The organism is Streptomyces sp. NPDC019531 (assembly GCF_044903305.1).
Taxonomy (GTDB): domain Bacteria; phylum Actinomycetota; class Actinomycetes; order Streptomycetales; family Streptomycetaceae; genus Streptomyces.
In genome coordinates this window covers 1-17,939 of record NZ_JBJDQL010000050.1, presented here as the reverse complement: position 1 = coordinate 17,939, position 17,939 = coordinate 1, and the positions used below count along the sequence as shown (strand labels likewise).

Genomic DNA, 17,939 nt, shown 5'->3' with positions numbered 1-17,939 from the left:
GAAGTCTCGCTCCTCACCGGCCGAGATGTCATCGGATGTCATGCGGGCCGGGAGTCCCAGAATCGGTTGAGTACCTCCGCGCCCCGGTCAGGGTCCTGGAGCATCCAGTAGTGGGTGAGGTGGTCCAGTTCCACCGCCTGTGCTCCGGTTCGCGCGGCCACGTCCAGGTCCATCGCGGGCTGTGCCATGGGATCGCCGGTCGGGATCAGGACGAGCCCCGGCGCCTGGGCGGGGCGGTCGAAGTCCTTGCCCCAGTCGGTGTGGAAGTTGGGCCAGGCCGAGCGGTAGAGCGTCAGGATGGCCGTGCTCATCTCCTCGTCGTGGACGGTGTCGACTTCTGCCGCCAGTTCGGCGCTCATCCCTCGGGGGCGGAGGAAGTCGCCGAAGCTAGGGCTGCCGGGGGTCTGGGTGCGCAGCGACGCGAGCAGCTCCTCGCCCTCCGGGGTCTTCTGGAAGAGGGTGGCTGCCTCGTGCCACTGATAGTCGGGGTGCCAGCCGTGTGCGACGTCGGACACCCAGCTGCGTACCGGAACGTCGTAGGCGGAGACGATCCGCATCACCAGGTGCGCGCCCCAGTCGTGGCCCACGAGATCCACGGGCCCACCGAGGGCACGCAGCTCGTTCGCCAGCCAGCCGGCATACGCCTCCTTGCCGTCCAGGTGGGCCGGGCGGGGGCTGCCGAATCCGGGCAGTCGCAGGGTCGTGGCGGGGCGGTCGATCCGTCCCCGGAGGTCGTCCCAGACGGAGGGCGTCTCCGGTACTCCATGGATGAACACAACGGTCATGACCGCTCCTGACACAGCGAAGTGGATTAGTTATCCATTTCACCGTAGCACCCACCTGATAGGTTATCCACATAGGTGTGCGAAGGAGGGATCATGAGGTCGGATGCCGCACGCAACAGGCAGAGGATCTTCGATGAGGCTCGCGGCGCCGTCATCGGCGGGGAGACTGCGCTCACCCTCAACGAGCTCGCGCGCAGGGCGGGCGTGGGGGTCGGGACGGTTTATCGGGTCTTTCCCACGCAGCGGGCCATGCGGGAGTCCGTCCTGGAAGAGGCGGTCCGAGAGCTCATCGATGCGGCGGCCGTAGCCGGCGGATATCCCGATCCCGCCAACGCACTCGTCGACTTCCTCCGCACGGCGCTGCTGACCGCCCTGGCGCGACCGGGCCTCACCGACGTTCTGATCACCGCGTCCGACGAGACGGAGTCGCTGCACCGGGCCAAGGGAGAGCTGGTCGAGGTCACCTCCGACCTGCTCGCACGCATCCGCCCTGCCCCTGCCCTCACCGGCGAAAATCTGCTCAAGCTCCTGTGCGGCCTGATCCACGCCGTCAGCGAACACCCGGCGGAGCGGCAGGGGACTGCAATCGACAACTACCTCGACATCCTCCGGGCCGGCCTCGCACCCGCCCCCTGACGACCGGTCTCGGTGCGGGCGAGGCCCGGACTCGGATGCTGTGCCGGAGGCTGCATCGTGCCGCTCGTCATGCAGCCCTCCTGACCAGCCCGCTGCGGTGTCGCGTCCGTCCGGGACCATGTCGCGGTCAGACGTCTTCGCCGATCATTTCGATCAGCTCGATGGCCGGCCCATGGGCCAGACCATCCTGGTACACGAAGCGTGTCAGCCCTGCGACCGATGCCTCAAAGGTGTCAGGAGCCGCTTCTCCCGTCGCTCGCAGCGATTCGAGGCACCGGTCGATGCTTCCCACCACGTAGGCAAGGTGGTGGACGCCTTCTCCGTGGAGGTCGAGGTGCTCCGTGTACGGCGAGCGGCCGTCGAGCGGCTGGATCAGTTCGATCTCCGAAGATCCCGTCCTGATGAAGCCGTAACGGGCAGAGAAGCCGACCAGCACACGTGATGCCGCTGGGCTTGCGGCCCCCATCGGCCTGGCCGGAGCCCCGCGGCACCGTCGTCGGACGCGCCGCGGGGAACTCTCCTCCACCCTGTCGGCCAACGCGACGAGGATGTCCAGCGGTGTGGCGTCCTCAGTGCCGCGCACGGGCCGGGGGCATCGAGAACGCGGCTGGGCCGGGCTTCAGCTTCGCCGCGTTGATCTGCATGAAGGTGTCGAGCCACGGCGCTCGGTCGCCACCGGTGGCGATGTCTTCAGCCGGATTGTCCAGGGGCAGATGGAGACGGGCGTTACTGATCCGGATCTTTTGCTTGGAGGGGGTGTCGAGCCAATCGCCGGTCCGCACCGAGCCGATCTCCACGGCGAGGCGGTGGCCGGCCCGCAGGGTCCAGTCGGTCGACTTCAGGTCGATGTCCAGCCGGTCCCGGTCCAGCCGGGAGACTCGCTCGTCGAATGCGACAGCGTTGCCGTCGGCGCCCACGTCGTACAGCTTGACCATCACGTTGCCCTCGCCCTTGGCCGTCATGGTGCCCCGGGGCGTGCCCGTGACCCGGGTGGCCTTCTCAAGAGGCCCGGACCAGACGAAGAAGCTCCCGGCGTCATGACCGGCTTCCTCTTCTGGGGATGTCGGCTGCGAACCCGCTCCGCTGTCCACGTACGAGCCGTTGCCGAGACGGAGGTTCGCGGAGCGGCTCGCTGTGGGCCAGGCCTTCTCCGCGCGCCAGTTGCCGAGGTTGTCCTGGACGGCGTAGTTCGGGAACTGGATCTTCGGGTCGATGTCCTTGAGGTGTTCGTCGAAGAAGGACAGTGTCTCCTTGAACCAGGTCGTGCGGCCCATCGCGAACTTCCCGTCCTGCGTGCGCTCATTGCCGCGTACGTGGTCCCAGGGTCCGATCCAGGCCCGCTGCGGGCCGCGGTGATTGTCGAGGAACTCCTCCATCCCCACGGGGAGGGTGTTGGTCTCGGCGGTGCCTTGGGTGAACAGAAGCGGAGTGGCGGTGCCCTTCGCGTTCCTGGCCGGGCTGCGTTCCTTCCAGTAGGGGTCGTCCAGGTCACCGATGGAAGGGCCGAAGGAGTTGAGCGCCAGGCACTCGGGGTGCTTCTTCTCGTACGCGGCGTTGGTCCGGTACCGCTCGTCCTCGTCCGGCAACTGAGTCAGGCTCGCTATGCGGTTGTAGCTGGTGGGCAGTTGGACGCTGTTCGGACGCGGCACGCCGTTGGAATGGAGCTGCTGATACAGATCCCAGATGGGCTCCTGGGCGACGACGGCTTTCAGCGCGTCGTGTTTCACGTTGTTGCCGAGGAGACCGGTGTAGGCCTCGAAGGATTTTCCGTACATTCCCACCGCTCCTGTGGACCAGGGCTGTGTCGCGCTCCAGTCGATCGCGGCCTTGACGTCGGCCTGGTCTCCGGGCCCGCCGAGGTCGAGACATCCGGTGGAGCCGCCGAAGCCGCGCGTGTCCACCACGACGAAGGCGTACCCCTTGTCGAACAGGTCGGTCCCCTCCATGAGGTCCCGGAAGCGCTCCGAGGGGCCGGCGTGCTCCTCCTCGACCTCCATCTCCCCCGAGTGGCCGAAGTACGCACCGGCCGACAAGATGACGGGCACCTTCGCGCCCGGGGGGAGTTTCTCCGGAAGCAGGACATCGGCGTGCAGCTCGGTCTTGGAGCCGTCCGAGGAGGGGAAGTAGCGCTGGGTCCAGCGCGCCCCTTCCGGCACCCGCTCGTTCTCCTCGTGCGTGATCGAATCGGTAGCAGTGGCGACGGCCGTCCTCTCGGTTCGGCCGCCGTCGGTTGCCCGGTCCGGCGCGGCGACGGCTGCCCCTATGAGGCCGCAGGTCAGAGCGCAGGCCGTGAGCAGGGCTGCGGCGGTGGCGGCTGGTCGTTTCCTCATGCGGTACTCCGGAGCTCGGGTAGGGGTGGGTCGGAAGGGGATCACTCACTGCGCAGGTCGGCCTTGCGCAGAACCGGCAGCCCTCGTGTCACTTAGTGACAGTGTCACTAAGTGACAGAAGTTGCAAGTGGGGCTCGGGTGACCTCTGAGAACTCACAACCGCCTTCCGGTGTGGGGGTCTACGGTCTTTTCGTGCCGGACCGGTTCGTCCTTGCGGTCCGGCCGCGCGAGATGGGCGCCGAGTCGCTCGCCGACGAAGGCCTCGAACTCCTTCCCGGCGAAGCCCTTGTCCGCGAGGATCACCGCCCTTGGCGGACCAGGCGGCGGTCGCGTTCGAGCAGCGCGGCCATCACCTCCCGCTCACCGATCTTCGGGTTGGCCAGGCGCCAGGTGACGGGCATGCCCTCAGCGGTGGTGACCAGGTAGAGCCGGAAGCTCCAGAAGGGCCGGGAGTGGCTGCGGCAGAAGCCGTAATTCCGCGCAGGGCAGTGGCGTGGAGTCGATCAGCCGCAGGTCGTCGTGCCAGGTCGGCACCTGCCGGGCCAGGGCCTCGATCACCTGGCTGATCAGCGGGCCCGCGGCCGTTGAGGCGCTTGCTGTAGGCGGAATGCCGGGGCAGGTGGCGGAACAGGTGCCCCAGCCGGGCATGCGCGAAGCGGATCCAGTGGCAGACCGAGGGGGATGCCGAGCAGGACCTGGGCGACGGCCAGGCACAGCAGCTCGGCGTCCGTGAGCTTCAGGGGTCGCCCGATCCGGCGACAAGGTGCACGTGGTCGTCGATGAACACGTACAGTGCCGCCAGCAGGGCGTCCAGGTTTGTCTTCACACGCTGACCAACGGGCGCCCTTCGCCACGGTCGCGACCAGCACGGACACCGGACGCATTCATCTAGCTGGCACATCGTGTCACTTAATGCCAATATGGCACTGAGTGATCGTGCTGGTGGGAGGGTGGCGAAAAGATGACGGACGACGTGGCATCGACCGGACGCGGCCGTGGCGGGATGAGTGAGCAGCGGCGCCGTCGTGTACGTCTGGAGATCTCGCGGGAGGCGGCACGCCTGTTCTGGGCGCAGGGCGTCGACGGCACGAGCGGTGACCAGATCGCGGAGGCGGTGGGTCTGTCGACCCGCACCATCTGGCGTCATTTCCGTAGCAAGGAGAGCTGCGCCGAGCCGATCGTTGCGCAGAGCGTGGAGTGGGAGCTGGCCACTCTGCGCAGTTGGCCGCTGCACCGCTCGTTGGAGGAGCACTTCGCCACGGAGGCGAAGCGGTTGGTCAGCGAGATCAGCCCGTCGGAGCAGGCCGATGCCGGGCTGGGCGTCAAGATGATTCGATTGGCCGAGACCGAACCGGCCCTGCGCACGGCCTGGCTGATGGCCTGCGACCAGGTGGAACACGAACTGGCCGCGGTCATCGCGACTCGGCTCGGACTCAAGCCCGACGACCTGCAGGTACGTCTGCACGCCGCGGCCGCCGCGGCCGCCCTGCGAGTCATCAACGAGTACGTCGGAGCCGGCCTTCTGGACGGCACCGATCCGCGGAAGCTCGGTGACGAGAATTTCGCCTTCATCGCGGACGCTGTCCGCACGGCCACCGGGGGCGCGGTGGGCGACCCGGTCCACATCGACGAGGCGCCCGCCGAGCCGGACGAGGGCGCCGCCGATCGACAGGAGTAAGCGGTGCCCTGAGCGGACACCCGACCGGCTCAGCCACGGAGGCAGGAGAGGCCCGGCCGCTGCCGCACGCACCGTGTACGCCGCTCGACCGCCGATCTCCCAGAGCACGACAACGCCGTAGCGCCCATATGAACTCTGTGGCCCAGGGCGTCATTTCGGCCAGTCCGACGAAGGCCTGGGCCCTCCATCCCGGCTATGGCGGCCGGTGGCGCCTGGCCCTGCTGGAGGTTCCGCAGATTCGCGAGCACTTCCGCGTGATCATGAGCACCGATCGAGCATTTCTGCGTGATCATGGGCAGCGGCCTGCGCGGCAACGCTCGACACACGGGTTCTCAGGCGCGACGAGTTCAGGCCGTCTTACGCGGTCCGCTGCGGCGGTACCCCTCCCAGACCGGGCCGCCCGCCGCGTCGAGGACCTCCGTGACCAGCGAGGTGAGGCCCTCCGGTGCGCCGCGCAGCGCGGCTTGCGCCGTCTCGTCCAGGCGCGTGGCCAGGTCCGGCGCGACGGGTTCGAGGCGCCGGGCCAGCCACTTGCCACCGCCGAGCCACGTGCCGTGGGTCAGCAGCGCCAGCTCGCCACTCCGCCGGACGAGTTCGGCCACGACGAACAGCCGCTCCCCCACATCCGTACAGGCTGCAAAGTCGTCGAGCAGGTCCGTCAGCGCGTACCGGGCGTCTTCGAGCGCCGTGTCGGTGACCGGGGGCGGGCCTGAGGCCGCGAGGCGTTTCGCCGTCTCGGCGATCCGTGCTCCTGTCCCGTCGGCGTCGAGCAGCAGCGCCCCCTCGGCGCACATCCACAACAGGGGCGAGTTCCGCTGCACGATCTCTGGGGTCACAAAGGTGTGCCAGGAGTCCTCGGTGTGCACGAACAACTCCACCGGCCAGTCCCCGTACCGCAGGCTCTCCCGGTACGGGGCGGGCGGGCCGTCGAGCAGCACGACGATGTCCAGGTCGGACCAGGCGGTACGTCGGCTCGTCAGGACACTGCCGCCGAGGAATGCGGCGCGGGCGTGGGGGTGTCGCTCCAGAACAAGGGCACGGGCAAGGTCGAGTACATCCATGCCCACACTCTGCCTTGGTCCCGCGGACTCCGAGGCACGGCCCTGTATGGAGAGTCGCATCCGTACATCTCCGGAGTCGGAGTTGTGTTCATGATCGTCGGTGAAAGCCCGAGGTCAACGTGACCAATGTCCTAGGACCCGATGCCGTTCTCCGGCGGGACCGCCGGCTCCCCGGGACGCTCCGGCTGCACGCCACAAACGGGCCTGGAACCGGCGTCGGCACTCGCGCTGGGGAGCGGCGTGGCGGCGAAGACGCAGTCCGGGTCGACCGCAGACTTCACGGCGAGCAAGCGTTCGGTGTTCGGCCCGTAGGACTCCGCAACCTGGTCGGGAGTCTCCGGCCCCAGGAAGTTCACGTAGCCGCCCGGCAACGAGAACGGCTCAAGCGCCGCGTGCAGCTCTTCCAGCCAGCGCAGGTGCGGGGACCTACCATCGCCGGCTCCTGCGTTGCCCTTGCTTTCGCCCTCCCACAATGAGATCAGCTCGACCATCAGGTGCGGTTCGCGTCGGCTGAAAGCCGTCGAGCCGAGGGGTCGGCGGGCGGCGGCACCATGGAACTGATGCCACACGATCGCGGAGAACGGTGAGGTGAACTCCCGTGCAGCCCGGTCGAGGACGGTCGCCATGGAGCCGGAGATACTCCGGACGGTGCGCGTGCGAATCGCGCCCATCCGCCCGGGTGGGAACATGGCGTCCGTCGCGGCCAGCGCTGCGGAACGGGCGACCGGTCCAATCTCGGCCAGCACGGGTGTACCGAGTCTGGCCAGGGCACGCACCGGCCCGTTCTCGGCGTCCCCCACCTCGATGTCCCCCGACCACGTCGGCGCGACGTACACCGTCGGCTTCCCGTCCGGGCCGGGAAGGAACCCCACGTCCACCGTCAGCTCATCCGGGCAGTCTTGAACGATCCCACCGAGGTTGGCGAAAATGTCGGCGCTCTGGACGATCGGGTACAGGATGGTTCCCGACACCACTGTGGGCACGGGGTGCAGACGGATCCGCGCCGAGGTCACGACACCGAAGTTGCCGCCGCCGCCGCGCAGCGCCCAGAAGAGGTCCGGATGATGTTCGGCGTCGGTGACCACTCGTGAACCGTCGGCCAGGACGACTTCAGCGCCGAGCAGGTTGTCGGCTGCGAGCCCGAACTGCCCGATCAGGGGGCCGTATCCGCCGCCGAGCGTGAGTCCGACCATGCCGACGGCGCCCGCCGTTCCGGTGACGGCCGTCAGGCCCGCCCGCTCGGCTGCGGATACGACGTCGGACGAGAGCGCCCCGCCACCCACCGTCGCGAAACGGCGGCCGACGTCGACCTGAACTGCCCGCATGTCGGTCAGGTCGATAACCAGTCCACCGGGACGCAACGCCCGTCCCCAGAAGTCGTGCCCCCCGCCGCGCACCGAGAGTGGCACCCCGTGGTTGCGAGCCGCGCGTACCCCGGCCTGCACGTCAGTGGTGGTCGCGCACCGCACGACGACAGAAGGACGGACATCGACCGCTGCGTTGAACAACGCCACTGCTTTCGCGTACTCCGGTCCGTTGGTGAGCACACGGTCCGCAGGGATTCTGGACCGCAGCTCAGCCAGCAAGGCAGTGCTGACTGCGCAGCGGGCATCTGCATGGGCATGGAACTGCATGGTCACTCCTGCGTGTCGCTCACGGGGGCGGCCGTCGACGGCGACGGCCGGGAGCCGGAGACCGGCGCGGTCAACGACGTTCGGTAGCGTTCCGCCCCGGTCGGGGCTGGGTGGACTCGTCCACGATCACGTGGGTCCGGTGCAAAACGTCGAGCTGCGCCGGGTTGTACAGCTCACGCAGGACCGTCTCCATGGTCTCTCGAACTCCCTTCGGGGCGTCCGTGTACAGGTCGGGCAGGTCCGGGTGGTCCTGCCGCAGTCGGCGCAGGTAGGGCACCATCCGCTCCACGAGGTCTTGGCGGATGTGCTCGCCTGCGTCAGCGGAGAGTTCATCGAACTCCCGATTGATCGGGTGAGCAGGCAGATTGCGCACCAGTGCACCGTAGGCTTGCAGCTGCTCCCCGTTCATCAACCGGGTCATGACCAGCAGGAGCGAGCGGTCGGTCTCGGACAGCACCGTTGCTTCGCCGGGCGTGAGTTCCGTAGGCAGGTCGGCCGGGGCGCGCTGCTCGATCAGCGTCGCGAGTTCGAGCCGGGCCCGCTGCAGCCGCTCGATGGTCGCGGCCAGCTCCGCGTCGAGCGTGCGCAGTGCCCGCCCGGGGTGCTCACCCTCGTCCACCGTCTCCGCGATCTGGTTCAGCGAGAACCCGAGATCGACCAGACGCTTGATCCGCAGCAGGCGGACCAGGTGAGGAACGCCGTACTGCTTGTAGCCGTTGGCGCGGCGCTCGGGCTCCGCCAGCAGCCCGACCTCGTGGTAGTGCCGCACCGCCCGCAGGCTCGTGCCGGCAAGCTCGGCGATCTCCCGGGTACTCCAGCTCATGGTTCTCAGCCAACACGGTGCCGCTACGGCACAGTCAAGTCCTGGCTCTGGCTTTGGCTCTGGCTCTGGCTCTGGCTCTCACTATCGGCATCGCGATCGGGCCCGGGCTGGTGCTGTTCCACTTCCGGCTCGCGGCAGCTGGGCCAGTGCGCGGCCGCGCGAGCTGCCGGTTCACACTCCGGGGTCAAAGTCCCGTGCCTGTTCATAACCGAGTTCCAGCAGGGCGGCACGGAGCTTTGCTGCGGCTTCATCCAAAGCTGACTGATCCTCCTCCTGCTTGGCTTTGCTGAAATCAAAGTCGGACATGTCCCAGACCGGCGCGACATGTATATGCAGATGCGGCACCTCGAAGCCTGCGATGACGAGGCCGGCGCGCGGAGCGTCCCAAGCCCGCTGCACCCCTTGCCCCACGGCCTGGGCTACCTCGAAGCAACGCGTCAGAAGGGGCCCGTCAGCGTCCGTCCACCGGTCGACCTCACGCCGCGGCACAACAAGAGTGTGACCGGGCCGCAAGGGAGCGATGGACAGAAACGCGACGATTTCCGGATCCTGCCAGACGAAGCGTCCGGGCAGCTCGCCGGCGATGATGCGTGCAAACAGAGTAGTCATACGTGTAACTGTCCTCGGAGACGTCAGGCCGCGGACGGCGTATCGGGCAACGACGGCCAGAGATGCGCCCACGGTCGCGCCCGCTCCAGCTGCGCGGCCAGTGCCAGCAGCTCGGGCTCCGACCCCGGGCGCCCGACGAACTGGATGCCGAGCGGCAGCCCACTCGACGTCCGGTAGAGCGGCACCGACGACGCCGGGCGCCCTGTCACGTTCGCCAGCTGGGTGAAGGGCGCGGGCTCAAGGTTCGCGACGGCCAGTTTCTCGACGAGGTTCATCCGGCCCAGCACACCGCCGATCCGGGCAGCCAGCAGCCCCCGTGCGGCGAGCCGGACCGGCAAGGCGAGATCGAACTCGCCGATCGGCCCGGCCGGCCGGGCGGTGGTCGGGGTGAGCAGCATGTCGTAGCGCTCGTGGAACGCGGCCAGCGCCCGGGTGTGCTGGTGCCAGCGGGACTGCGTGGCCAGATACTCCGGCGCCGAAAGGCTCCGGCCGATCGCAGCCATGATCCGGGTTTCGATCTCGAAGTCGTCCTCGGCACCGCCGGTGAACTCCCGTGCGGCCGTGACCTCGGCGGCGACCATCGCGAACCAGGTCGTGAGGAAGTCGGTGGCCAGGCGCTGCCCGTCGATGGCCGGGGCGGATTCCTCCACGACGTGTCCGAGTCCGGTGAGCAACTCCCCCGCGTCCCGAATCGCTGCGGCGGCCTGCGGGTCAACCGGTCCGCCGAGCGAGGACACCGTGGTCAGCCCGATCCGCAGCGGGCGTGGGTCGTCGACGACGGCGTCGGCGTACGGACGCTCCGCCGGAGCCACCCGGTACGGGCCCTCCGGTGCGGAGCCGGCCAGGACGTCGAGCATCGCGGCGGAGTCACGGACCGTGCGCGACAGCACGCCCTGCACCGCGGCGCCGTGGAAGACCTCGTCGACGTCCGGCCCGGACGGGACGACGCCACGCCCCGGCTTGAGTCCGAACAGCCCGCAGGCCGCAGCCGGGATCCGGATGGAGCCCCCGCCGTCGTTCCCGCCCGCGACCGGGACGACTCCGGCCGCGACGGCGGCCGCGGACCCGCCGGAGCTGCCACCGGGCGTCCGAGACGGGTCCCAGGGGTTGCGGGTCGGACCCCCCGCGACCGGCTCGGTTATCGCGCGGGCGCCGAACTCGGGGGTCGCGGTCCGGCCGAACACGACCAGACCGGCGTCGAGCCAACGCTGTACCACCGTGGACGTCTCCGGGCGCGGGAAGCGTGCCAGCGATCGATTCCCACTGCCGGTCGGAACCCCGGCGAGATGCTGGCCCAAGTCTTTGATCAGGAACGGGACGCCGGCGAACGGCCCGGACAGCGGGCTGCGAGCGCGGGCACGAGCGTCGCCGTCGAGTCGGTGGCGGATCGCGTTGATCGTCGGTTCGACGGCGTCGGCACGGGCGATCGCCGCCTCGAGCAGTTCAACCGGGCTCACCGCCCCGGTCCTCACCAGCTCGGCCAACCCGACGGCGTCGTGCTCCCGGTACTCATCCCAAGTGATACCCATACGAGTGCTCCCATCAGATGCTCCCATCAGAGCGATAAGGGGCCCGGTCCGAGGCACGTCAACGTCACGCCGCCTCGGCCATCGGCGTCCCGGCCACGACCTCGCGCAGGTCTCGGCCGACCGGTCACGACCGTGTCGGACACTGCGTGGCGATGTTGATCAGCCCTGATCTGAGTCAACACTGTGCCGCGACGGCACACTCAAGCTCATGGACACCGGGATCACACCACGCCGAGTTCTGGTCGCAGCAACGGGCGCGGGCACACGATGAGCTCGGGCTGACGGAGGCAGAAGGGATGTCCGGCTGCCGGGCCGACGTAGGCCCCTCCGCCTTCTGCTATGCCGAGTTGACGTCGTCAGAGGGCTGCGGCTGACGCGCGCCATTTCGCGCGGTCCGGATTTGTCGCCCCCGACCTGCGCCTGACCCTCACCGTCGTCCGCGACGAACTCGCGCGGGCCCTCGGACATCGGCGTCCGACGACCCGCTCCCGCGCCACCTCGACGGCCGCAACCTCTACGGCAAGTCGGCGACGAACTGAGCGAGACCGCCGGCGCGTGACAGGTCGACAGCGATCGCCGAATCGCCGTACGGACCGTGATCGCCATACCTGATGACGGGCGACTCACTGGGCGGGGACTTCACCGAGGTGTGATTCAGGCCACGTCGCGCGAGGTGGCATAGCTCGTCACTTGGTGCCAACATGTCACTTAGTGACGAACCACTTGATCCCCAAGACGAACCCGGAAGAGCTGATCACCATGCAGACCACCAGTCCCCAGGAGGCGGCGACCGACATGCACACAGAAGACCATCCGAAGAAGAAGTCGGCGCTCGAACAGGCGGGCGGCACCAAGGGGGTCATCTACTCGGCGCTGCCTGCCGTGGTGTTCGTCGTCGCCAACAACGCCGGTGGACTGAAGGTGGGCATCCTCGCCGCTCTACTCGTCGCCTGTGGCATCGCGGTAGAGCGGCTGATGCGCAAGGAGTCGATCCAGCCCGCGCTCGGCGGCGCGTTCGGCGTGGCGATCGCCGCCGGCATCTCCTGGTACACGGGATCCGCCAAGGACTTCTTCCTCATCGGCATCTGGGCGAGCCTGGTCGGCGCCGTCGCCTTCGTCCTCTCCGTGGTGCTGCGCTGGCCCCTGGCGGGCCTGATCTGGAACTCGACGACCGGCAAGGGCACCGTCTGGCGGGCGGACAAGCGTTCGCGGATCTACTACGACATCGCCACCCTGGTGCTGGCCGCCATCTTCGGCGCCCGGTTCGCCGTCCAGCAGTACCTCTACCAGGCCGACGAGGTCGGCTCGCTGGGCTTCGCCAAGATCGCCATGGGTTACCCGCTCCTCGCCGTCGGCTTCCTGGCCGTCGCCTGGGCGGCCCGGGCTTCCGACAAGCGACTGAAGGCCGTAGGGCTGCTGCCCGCCAAGCGCAGCTGACCGACGGCTTCCGCTCCTCGTCCGTGCTGGACGGGCCCCACACAGCCCGTCCAGGCACACGCGTCCGCACCGCGGAGCGACCAGGACCGATTCGGGCGTCGTCTCTTGTGGGGTTGCCGACCCCCGCATCGCCGCTACGAGCATACGGCCGGGCACTTCCTGGCCCTTTGTCGGCAGCCGCACCTGAGCGACGTCTTTGTCCCACGGATGAATGACGAGGTGAACCCATGCAGGTGAGCAGTTGCGTCGGACCTGGGATGAGCGAACAGCGGCGCTGCCGGATCCGGTTGGAGATCTCTCGGGAGGCGTCGCGTCTCTTCTGGGAGCAGGGCGTCGCCGCGACCAGCGGCGACCAGATCGGCGAAGCAGTGGGCCTGTCGACGCGTACCATCTGGCGCCACTTCCGGAGCAAGGAGAGCTGCGCCGAGCCGATCATCTTGCATGGCGTCGAATGGGAGATGGCCGCCCTGCGACGCTGGAAACCCGAACTCTCCCTCGCTGACCATCTCGCCGATGAGATGAGCAGGCATGGCCGCGGCGCCGACAGGGCGGAGCGCGCCGACGACGCGCTCGCGATGAGGATGATCGCGCTCAGCACCAGGGAGCCCGCACTCCGCACGGCCTGGCTGATGGCCTGTGACCATGTAGAACGCGAACTGGCCAGGAGCATTGCCGGCCGACTCGACCTGCCGGGCGACGACATCAGGGTGCAGACGCATGCGGCGGCCGCCTCGGGCGCCCTACGGGTCGTCAACGAGGAAATCAGCGAGGCCCTGCTCGGCGGTGCCGACGTGCGCCAGTTCGCCCATGCGCACCAGCTCCTGGCCCACGCGGTCCGCAGCGCCACGGGAGGCGCCGTGGGAGACGCGGCCACGACCTGAGATCCGTACGCGACGACACCGTCAGACCGCACAAACACCAACCGCACCGTGGCGCTGACCGCCCTGGCCTCACTCCTGGTCGGTGTCGGCCTCTTCGGTGGCACCGTCTTCCTCTCGCAGTTCTTCCAGGTGTTCATGGGCAAGTCCCCTACGAATGCCGGTCTGATGAGCCAGCCGCTGGTCCTGGGATCGCTCGCCGCCTCCACGTTCGCCGGACACCGGATCAGCGCGACCGGCAGGTGGAAGCGGTACCTCGTGGCAGGCACCGTCCTCATGACAGCCGGTCTTGCCCTGCTGTCCACCATCGGATCCCACACGCCCTTCGTTTTGTTGAGCGTCTACATGGCCGTCCTGGGGACCGGCGTCGGCATGCTGCCGCAGAACCTGGTCCTCGCCGCACAGAACGACGTGCCCGCCAACACCTTGGGCAGCGCGACCTCCGTCCTGTCCTTCTCGCGCAGCATGGGCGGGACCGTCGGCACCAGCGTCATCGGGCGGTCCTCGCCCACCGCGTCGCCACCGAACTGTCCGCCGGCCGCGCGACGGCAGGTGACACGCCGGGAGGTGGGGTCGGGCACGGTGTCCCCGACGCGACGACCCTGCCCGCCCCCTTGCGTGCGCTCGTGGAGAACGCCCAGTACGTCGCCACCGCCGAACTCTTCCTCTGGGCCACCCCGTTCGCCCTGCTGGCGCTGATCGCCGTCCTGTTCATCGAGGAGAAGCCGCTCAAGACGACCACCAGCACGGGGCGACTCGCCGGGGAGAGCGCCATCGCCGCCGGCGGCCGCGCCCTACCACCCCCTGCCGGCACACCCCGCGCCGACCTCGCCGAGGCGTCGGCCAGAGGCAGTGGAGGAACCCCTCACGGATCTTTTTGTGCCGACCGCCGACCGCCAAGGCCCGGACGGCGGTTACGTAGCGTCTCGGCCGGGTCCGAGATGCTCGTCCAAGAAACGCTCCACGGCGCGGTACACAGCGATCAAGTTGTCCGGGTTCTCGATGGAGTGCCCTTCGTCCGCCATGAGCATGTACTCGACGGGGACCCCACGTGCCCGGAGGGCCTGGACCATGTTGTCGGATTCTGCCTGCGCTACCCGGGCGTCGTTGGCCCCTTGGGCGATGAGCAGCGGTGTACGGACCTGGTCCACCCGGCTGATCGGTGAGCGGGCCAGCATGTCGGCCTCCTGCTGCGGATCCGCGGGGTCGCCGACCCAGCGGAACCAGTTGGCGGCAAGGGCCGGCCGGACGAATTCCGGCTGGTTGCGCATGAAGTTGGCGAGGTCAGAGACCCCGAAGATGTCCACCGCAGCGGCGAAGACATCGGGTGTGAACGTGACTCCGACCAGTGCCGCATAGCCACCGTAGGAGCCGCCCAGGATCGCCACCCGGTCCGGGTCCGCGTATCCCTGATCGATGGCCCAGTTCACACCGTCGATCAGGTCGTCGTGCATTTTGCCGGCCAACTCCCCGATGCCGGCCTTCATGAATGACTTGCCGTACCCCGTGGAGCTGCGGAAGTTCACCTGAAGCACCGCGTAGCCCCGGTTGGCCAGCAGCTGGACGAGAGGGTTGAATCCCCAGCTGTCCCGGTCCCAGGGACCGCCGTGCACGAGCAGGACCAGCGGCAGTCGGTGCGGCTCTGTCCCGACCGGCAGTGTCAGGTGGGAGGGGAGCGCGAGACCGTCCCGAGCGGTGATCGTCATCGGTGTCATCGGTGCCAGCTGCTCGGGATCCAGGTGGCCAAGGGGCCGGAACAGTAGGCGACTCTCGCCCGAGGCGTGGTCGTAGAAGTATGTGGCCCCGGGATCGCGGTCGTGGGTGAAGCTGACGACCCACCGCTGCTCGCTCTCGTCGGACGAGATGTGGGCCAGGTCGCCGTCGGACAGATTCCTCAGGTTCTCCAAGACCTCGGCGAAGTGCGGGTCCAGTGCGTTGATCACCAGTCGTTCCCCGAGGTAGCGAACTCCGATGAGCTCGCCGGTACGCCGGCTGAAGATGAGAGGCGAGGGCAGTGCGGGAAAGACACGGGCTCGTGTGTCCAGGTCGTACTGCGGGTGGGAGTCGACCTCCGTCTCCTCGCCGGTTGCTGTATCCAGCCGGGCCAGGCGGAGTCTGTCCGAGCCCCGGTTCGAACCGAAGAGCACGCCGTCGGCGTCGGTGGTGACCTCCAGCGGATAGACGCCCAGCGGATAGTCCGCACCGTCGAACTGCGCGATGTGGCGCCACGTCTGCGTGGCCTCGTTCCAGCGCGAGAGCCGTAGGTCGCCCTGTTCGGTTACCTCGTTGATGAAGGGGTCTCCGCTGCCGCCATAGATAAGGGTGGTGGCAGCGCCTCCGGTGTTCTCCGCGAGGGTCCGCAGGTCACCGGTGGCGATGTCCAGTTCGAAGAGGTCGAATGCAGCGGGGTTCCGGCTGTTCGAGGAGAACACCGCCTTACCCGGCCGCGCGGCGGGCAGTTGCAGATCCATGATGCGTGCGCCGGGAAAGGGGGTCAGGTCGGTAGCCGCTGCGTCGGGGTCTTCGAGATCGACGCGGTACAGGTGCCGGTTCTCGTCGCCCCCCTGGTCCCGGGTATAGAGCAGCCACCTCGGATCATCGGTCCAGTGGTAGCTCAGCAGGTTGCGGTCCTCGGAGGAGACCCGCCGCGCGTCCCCGGGCGCGTCGACGCTCTCGATCCACAGGTTCAGGTGGTTCTCCCACGGAGCCAGGTACGCGATCTTTGCACCGTCCGGCGAGAGGGAGGCTCTCGAACGGACGGGAGGGGCGAAGAGCTCCTCGACGCTGATGGTCTTCGGCAATGCCATGTCGGTCCTTCCTGTGGCTGTCCCAGGACAGCGAGTGATGAGGCCCTGATGTCGGGAAGGGCTCTGAGTGGGGCCGCAGCCTGGAGCCGGTCACTGTTCAGCGATCGAAGACTGTCACTTAATGACAATGTCACTAAGTGACAGTACCGGCAAGTGCGGCGGGCGCCGCGGTGGACTCGTGGCGCAGGTCACATGCGCGCAGGGTGGCAAGTGCCGTCACTAAGTGTCATTATTACAGTTAGTGACATGTCGCGGGTCCCTGGCGCCTTCGGGCGACTGCAGTCCCGTCGAGTCAGGAAAAGCGCTACGCCGACAGGCCGACGGCCGGGGCAAGCGAACCCAAAATGCCATCAACGGCCCTTGCGGATCGCGCCATGCAGTAGGAACTGGTCCTGTTGCCACGCATTCAAGGAGTTCACATGGATCTCACACTTCCGCAGCAAATCTACCTGTGCACCTACGCTTTCAAGAAGAATAAGTTTCCGGCTACTCTTCTGCAGTTCCGCGGGCAGCGGGTGCGCGCTGCCGCCCTGACCGAGCTAGTCCTGTCGGGGCAGGCTGAGACCGACGGGCGCCGAGTTCGCGCACTTGGAGACCAATCACCGACAGATCCATTTCTTGCCTCTGTGTGGGAAGAGCTGCATACGAGGAGGCCGAAAAAGTGGATGGCACTAGTGCACAACACCGCGCACACGGCGGAGAAACCGATCGAAAACCAGTTGAAGGTTGCTGGGATCATCGAAGGGAAGACCGGCCGCACCTTGAGTCTGCTTGGAGGGAGCAAGGTTGTCCTGCGGCGGGAAGAGGAGACCCGAGCCGTGCAGCAAGCGTTGCGCACGCGGGTCACCACCACTCCCGACCCGTCCACGCTGCCCCCGGCACAAGTGGCACTGCCCGTGATTGCCCTGGAGGGCGACGCGACCATGGGGGTCGTACTGGACCGTTCCGAGCGCCGCAAACACAAGAATACGCTTGAGGAACTCGCCAAGAAATTCGATCGAGAAATACCGGGCCTGCGCAAAGCCCTGTCAAACTCGGTGCTTTCCAGTCGGGCTGTCGGCGGCGGATGGAGCTGAGCAGGTCAAGTCCTAAAAATGCACGTCCTCAGGGTGTGAGCCTAAGGATAAGCGAGCGACACCACGGTGAATTCGCTACCAGTGAGCGGGAACCCACCATGCCGCAGCGAGCTTTTATGGCCGCCTGACCGACGTCACCGGAACCGCAACCGTTCGTCTCGTACTCCCGGCGGGCCTTGCGCTGCGCCCGAGACGGTCGGGGCGCCCTGGGGGCCGTCAAACGCACGGCAGTGCACGGCAGGGGGCGGCGGCGGTGTGGCCCACTCGGCGTCGTCCAGCTCGGTCGCGCGGAGGATTCGGCGAGCTTGCCCGGCGTATCGAGGGTGACAACTGCTCCGTGGCAGATGTGGCCTGGTGGTCGGCCGCGCTGTGGTCAGGCATGAGGCCGACCACAGCGGTGCGCACGGCGCCACGGCTGACGCCGTGTTCGCGGGCCTGGCAGCCATGACCGGCCTTCGAGGTGCGCGGCGCACGTCGGCGATCGTCCTGCCTGACAGCGGTCGTGACCACCGCTGTTGCCCTTGGCCTCGGCGACCCGCCGTCTGTCGTAGGTCAGTTTCCACTAGTGTCCTGAGTCTGGAATTCGGTTCAGATATCCGGCGAGGCGCTCAAGGATCTCGTCCGCGGTCTTCGTCCATACGAAGGGTTTCGGGTCT

Annotated in this window: 14 protein-coding genes and 2 pseudogenes; 6 read left to right on the top strand and 10 right to left on the bottom strand. The window is 68.0% G+C overall.

Features of this window, described 5'->3' with window-relative positions; translation table 11 throughout:
• Positions 1–38 precede the first annotated feature (38 nt).
• Positions 39–785: an alpha/beta fold hydrolase gene (locus tag ACI2L1_RS37905; RefSeq protein WP_404743988.1), complete on the bottom strand. Its 747-nt coding sequence runs from the start codon at positions 783–785 to the stop codon at positions 39–41.
• A gap of 93 nt (positions 786–878) precedes the next feature.
• On the opposite strand from ACI2L1_RS37905, the gene ACI2L1_RS37900 reads away from it, so the two are divergent.
• Positions 879–1,421 carry a TetR/AcrR family transcriptional regulator gene (locus tag ACI2L1_RS37900; RefSeq protein WP_404743987.1) on the top strand — a complete coding sequence of 181 codons (543 nt, stop codon included), beginning with the start codon at positions 879–881 and terminating at the stop codon, positions 1,419–1,421.
• A gap of 127 nt (positions 1,422–1,548) precedes the next feature.
• Here the strand turns inward: ACI2L1_RS37900 and ACI2L1_RS37895 are convergent, their stop codons facing one another.
• The 3 genes and pseudogenes from ACI2L1_RS37895 to ACI2L1_RS37885 all read right to left on the bottom strand — a co-directional run.
• Positions 1,549–1,857 (bottom strand): VOC family protein, encoded by a 309-nt coding sequence (locus ACI2L1_RS37895; protein ID WP_404743986.1) that lies wholly within the window; start codon positions 1,855–1,857, stop codon positions 1,549–1,551.
• A gap of 133 nt (positions 1,858–1,990) precedes the next feature.
• A complete protein-coding gene (locus tag ACI2L1_RS37890) occupies positions 1,991–3,751 on the bottom strand; it encodes a CocE/NonD family hydrolase (RefSeq protein ID WP_404743985.1) in 1,761 nt (586 codons plus the stop codon).
• Between the two features lie 195 nt (positions 3,752–3,946).
• A pseudogene (locus ACI2L1_RS37885) lies at positions 3,947–4,577 on the bottom strand (IS982 family transposase); the annotation flags it as partial.
• 135 nt (positions 4,578–4,712) lie between these two features.
• Here ACI2L1_RS37885 and ACI2L1_RS37880 point away from each other — a divergent pair.
• Positions 4,713–5,429: a TetR/AcrR family transcriptional regulator gene (locus ACI2L1_RS37880; protein WP_404743984.1), complete on the top strand. Its 717-nt coding sequence runs from the start codon at positions 4,713–4,715 to the stop codon at positions 5,427–5,429.
• Between the two features lie 347 nt (positions 5,430–5,776).
• On the opposite strand, the gene ACI2L1_RS37875 is transcribed toward ACI2L1_RS37880, so the two are convergent.
• The 5 genes from ACI2L1_RS37875 to ACI2L1_RS37855 all read right to left on the bottom strand — a co-directional run bounded on the left by ACI2L1_RS37875 (position 5,777) and on the right by ACI2L1_RS37855 (position 11,085).
• Complete coding sequence (locus ACI2L1_RS37875) at positions 5,777–6,490, bottom strand: nucleotidyltransferase domain-containing protein (RefSeq protein ID WP_404743983.1); 714 nt, start codon at positions 6,488–6,490, stop codon at positions 5,777–5,779.
• Positions 6,491–6,621: 131 nt separating this feature from the next.
• On the bottom strand, positions 6,622–8,124 hold the full coding sequence (locus tag ACI2L1_RS37870; RefSeq protein ID WP_404743982.1) for an FAD-binding oxidoreductase: 1,503 nt from the start codon (positions 8,122–8,124) through the stop codon (positions 6,622–6,624).
• A gap of 70 nt (positions 8,125–8,194) precedes the next feature.
• Positions 8,195–8,947, bottom strand: coding sequence for a MerR family transcriptional regulator (locus tag ACI2L1_RS37865; protein ID WP_404743981.1), 753 nt, complete (start codon positions 8,945–8,947; stop codon positions 8,195–8,197).
• A gap of 171 nt (positions 8,948–9,118) precedes the next feature.
• Positions 9,119–9,556: an HIT family protein gene (locus ACI2L1_RS37860; RefSeq protein WP_404743980.1), complete on the bottom strand. Its 438-nt coding sequence runs from the start codon at positions 9,554–9,556 to the stop codon at positions 9,119–9,121.
• A 23-nt stretch (positions 9,557–9,579) separates the two neighbouring features.
• Positions 9,580–11,085 (bottom strand): amidase, encoded by a 1,506-nt coding sequence (locus ACI2L1_RS37855; RefSeq protein ID WP_404743979.1) that lies wholly within the window; start codon positions 11,083–11,085, stop codon positions 9,580–9,582.
• Between the two features lie 759 nt (positions 11,086–11,844).
• On the opposite strand from ACI2L1_RS37855, the gene ACI2L1_RS37850 reads away from it, so the two are divergent.
• The 3 genes and pseudogenes from ACI2L1_RS37850 to ACI2L1_RS37840 all read left to right on the top strand — a co-directional run.
• On the top strand, positions 11,845–12,522 hold the full coding sequence (locus ACI2L1_RS37850; protein WP_404744032.1) for a DUF3159 domain-containing protein: 678 nt from the start codon (positions 11,845–11,847) through the stop codon (positions 12,520–12,522).
• 257 nt (positions 12,523–12,779) lie between these two features.
• On the top strand, positions 12,780–13,403 hold the full coding sequence (locus ACI2L1_RS37845; RefSeq protein WP_404743978.1) for a TetR/AcrR family transcriptional regulator: 624 nt from the start codon (positions 12,780–12,782) through the stop codon (positions 13,401–13,403).
• A gap of 39 nt (positions 13,404–13,442) precedes the next feature.
• Positions 13,443–14,209 (top strand): annotated as a pseudogene (locus ACI2L1_RS37840) (MFS transporter); the annotation flags it as partial.
• Between the two features lie 105 nt (positions 14,210–14,314).
• Here the strand turns inward: ACI2L1_RS37840 and ACI2L1_RS37835 are convergent.
• Positions 14,315–16,207, bottom strand: coding sequence for an alpha/beta fold hydrolase (locus tag ACI2L1_RS37835; RefSeq protein ID WP_404743977.1), 1,893 nt, complete (start codon positions 16,205–16,207; stop codon positions 14,315–14,317).
• A gap of 419 nt (positions 16,208–16,626) precedes the next feature.
• On the opposite strand from ACI2L1_RS37835, the gene ACI2L1_RS37830 reads away from it, so the two are divergent.
• Positions 16,627–17,283, top strand: a complete 657-nt coding sequence (locus ACI2L1_RS37830; RefSeq protein WP_404743976.1) for a GPP34 family phosphoprotein — start codon at positions 16,627–16,629, stop codon at positions 17,281–17,283.
• The last annotated feature ends 656 nt before the right edge of the window (positions 17,284–17,939 follow it).

Excerpts from the sequence above, each read along its gene's own strand:
- ACI2L1_RS37905 (WP_404743988.1), bottom strand. The coding sequence starts at position 785 with ATGACCGTTGTGTTCATCCATGGAGTACCGGAGACGCCCTCCGTCTGG.
- ACI2L1_RS37900 (WP_404743987.1), top strand. The coding sequence starts at position 879 with ATGAGGTCGGATGCCGCACGCAACAGGCAGAGGATCTTCGATGAGGCT.
- ACI2L1_RS37890 (WP_404743985.1), bottom strand. The coding sequence starts at position 3,751 with ATGAGGAAACGACCAGCCGCCACCGCCGCAGCCCTGCTCACGGCCTGC.
- ACI2L1_RS37880 (WP_404743984.1), top strand. The coding sequence starts at position 4,713 with ATGACGGACGACGTGGCATCGACCGGACGCGGCCGTGGCGGGATGAGT.
- ACI2L1_RS37875 (WP_404743983.1), bottom strand. The coding sequence starts at position 6,490 with ATGGATGTACTCGACCTTGCCCGTGCCCTTGTTCTGGAGCGACACCCC.
- ACI2L1_RS37870 (WP_404743982.1), bottom strand. The coding sequence starts at position 8,124 with ATGCAGTTCCATGCCCATGCAGATGCCCGCTGCGCAGTCAGCACTGCC.
- ACI2L1_RS37865 (WP_404743981.1), bottom strand. The coding sequence starts at position 8,947 with ATGAGCTGGAGTACCCGGGAGATCGCCGAGCTTGCCGGCACGAGCCTG.
- ACI2L1_RS37860 (WP_404743980.1), bottom strand. The coding sequence starts at position 9,556 with ATGACTACTCTGTTTGCACGCATCATCGCCGGCGAGCTGCCCGGACGC.
- ACI2L1_RS37855 (WP_404743979.1), bottom strand. The coding sequence starts at position 11,085 with ATGGGTATCACTTGGGATGAGTACCGGGAGCACGACGCCGTCGGGTTG.
- ACI2L1_RS37850 (WP_404744032.1), top strand. The coding sequence starts at position 11,845 with ATGCAGACCACCAGTCCCCAGGAGGCGGCGACCGACATGCACACAGAA.
- ACI2L1_RS37845 (WP_404743978.1), top strand. The coding sequence starts at position 12,780 with ATGAGCGAACAGCGGCGCTGCCGGATCCGGTTGGAGATCTCTCGGGAG.
- ACI2L1_RS37835 (WP_404743977.1), bottom strand. The coding sequence starts at position 16,207 with ATGGCATTGCCGAAGACCATCAGCGTCGAGGAGCTCTTCGCCCCTCCC.
- ACI2L1_RS37830 (WP_404743976.1), top strand. The coding sequence starts at position 16,627 with ATGGATCTCACACTTCCGCAGCAAATCTACCTGTGCACCTACGCTTTC.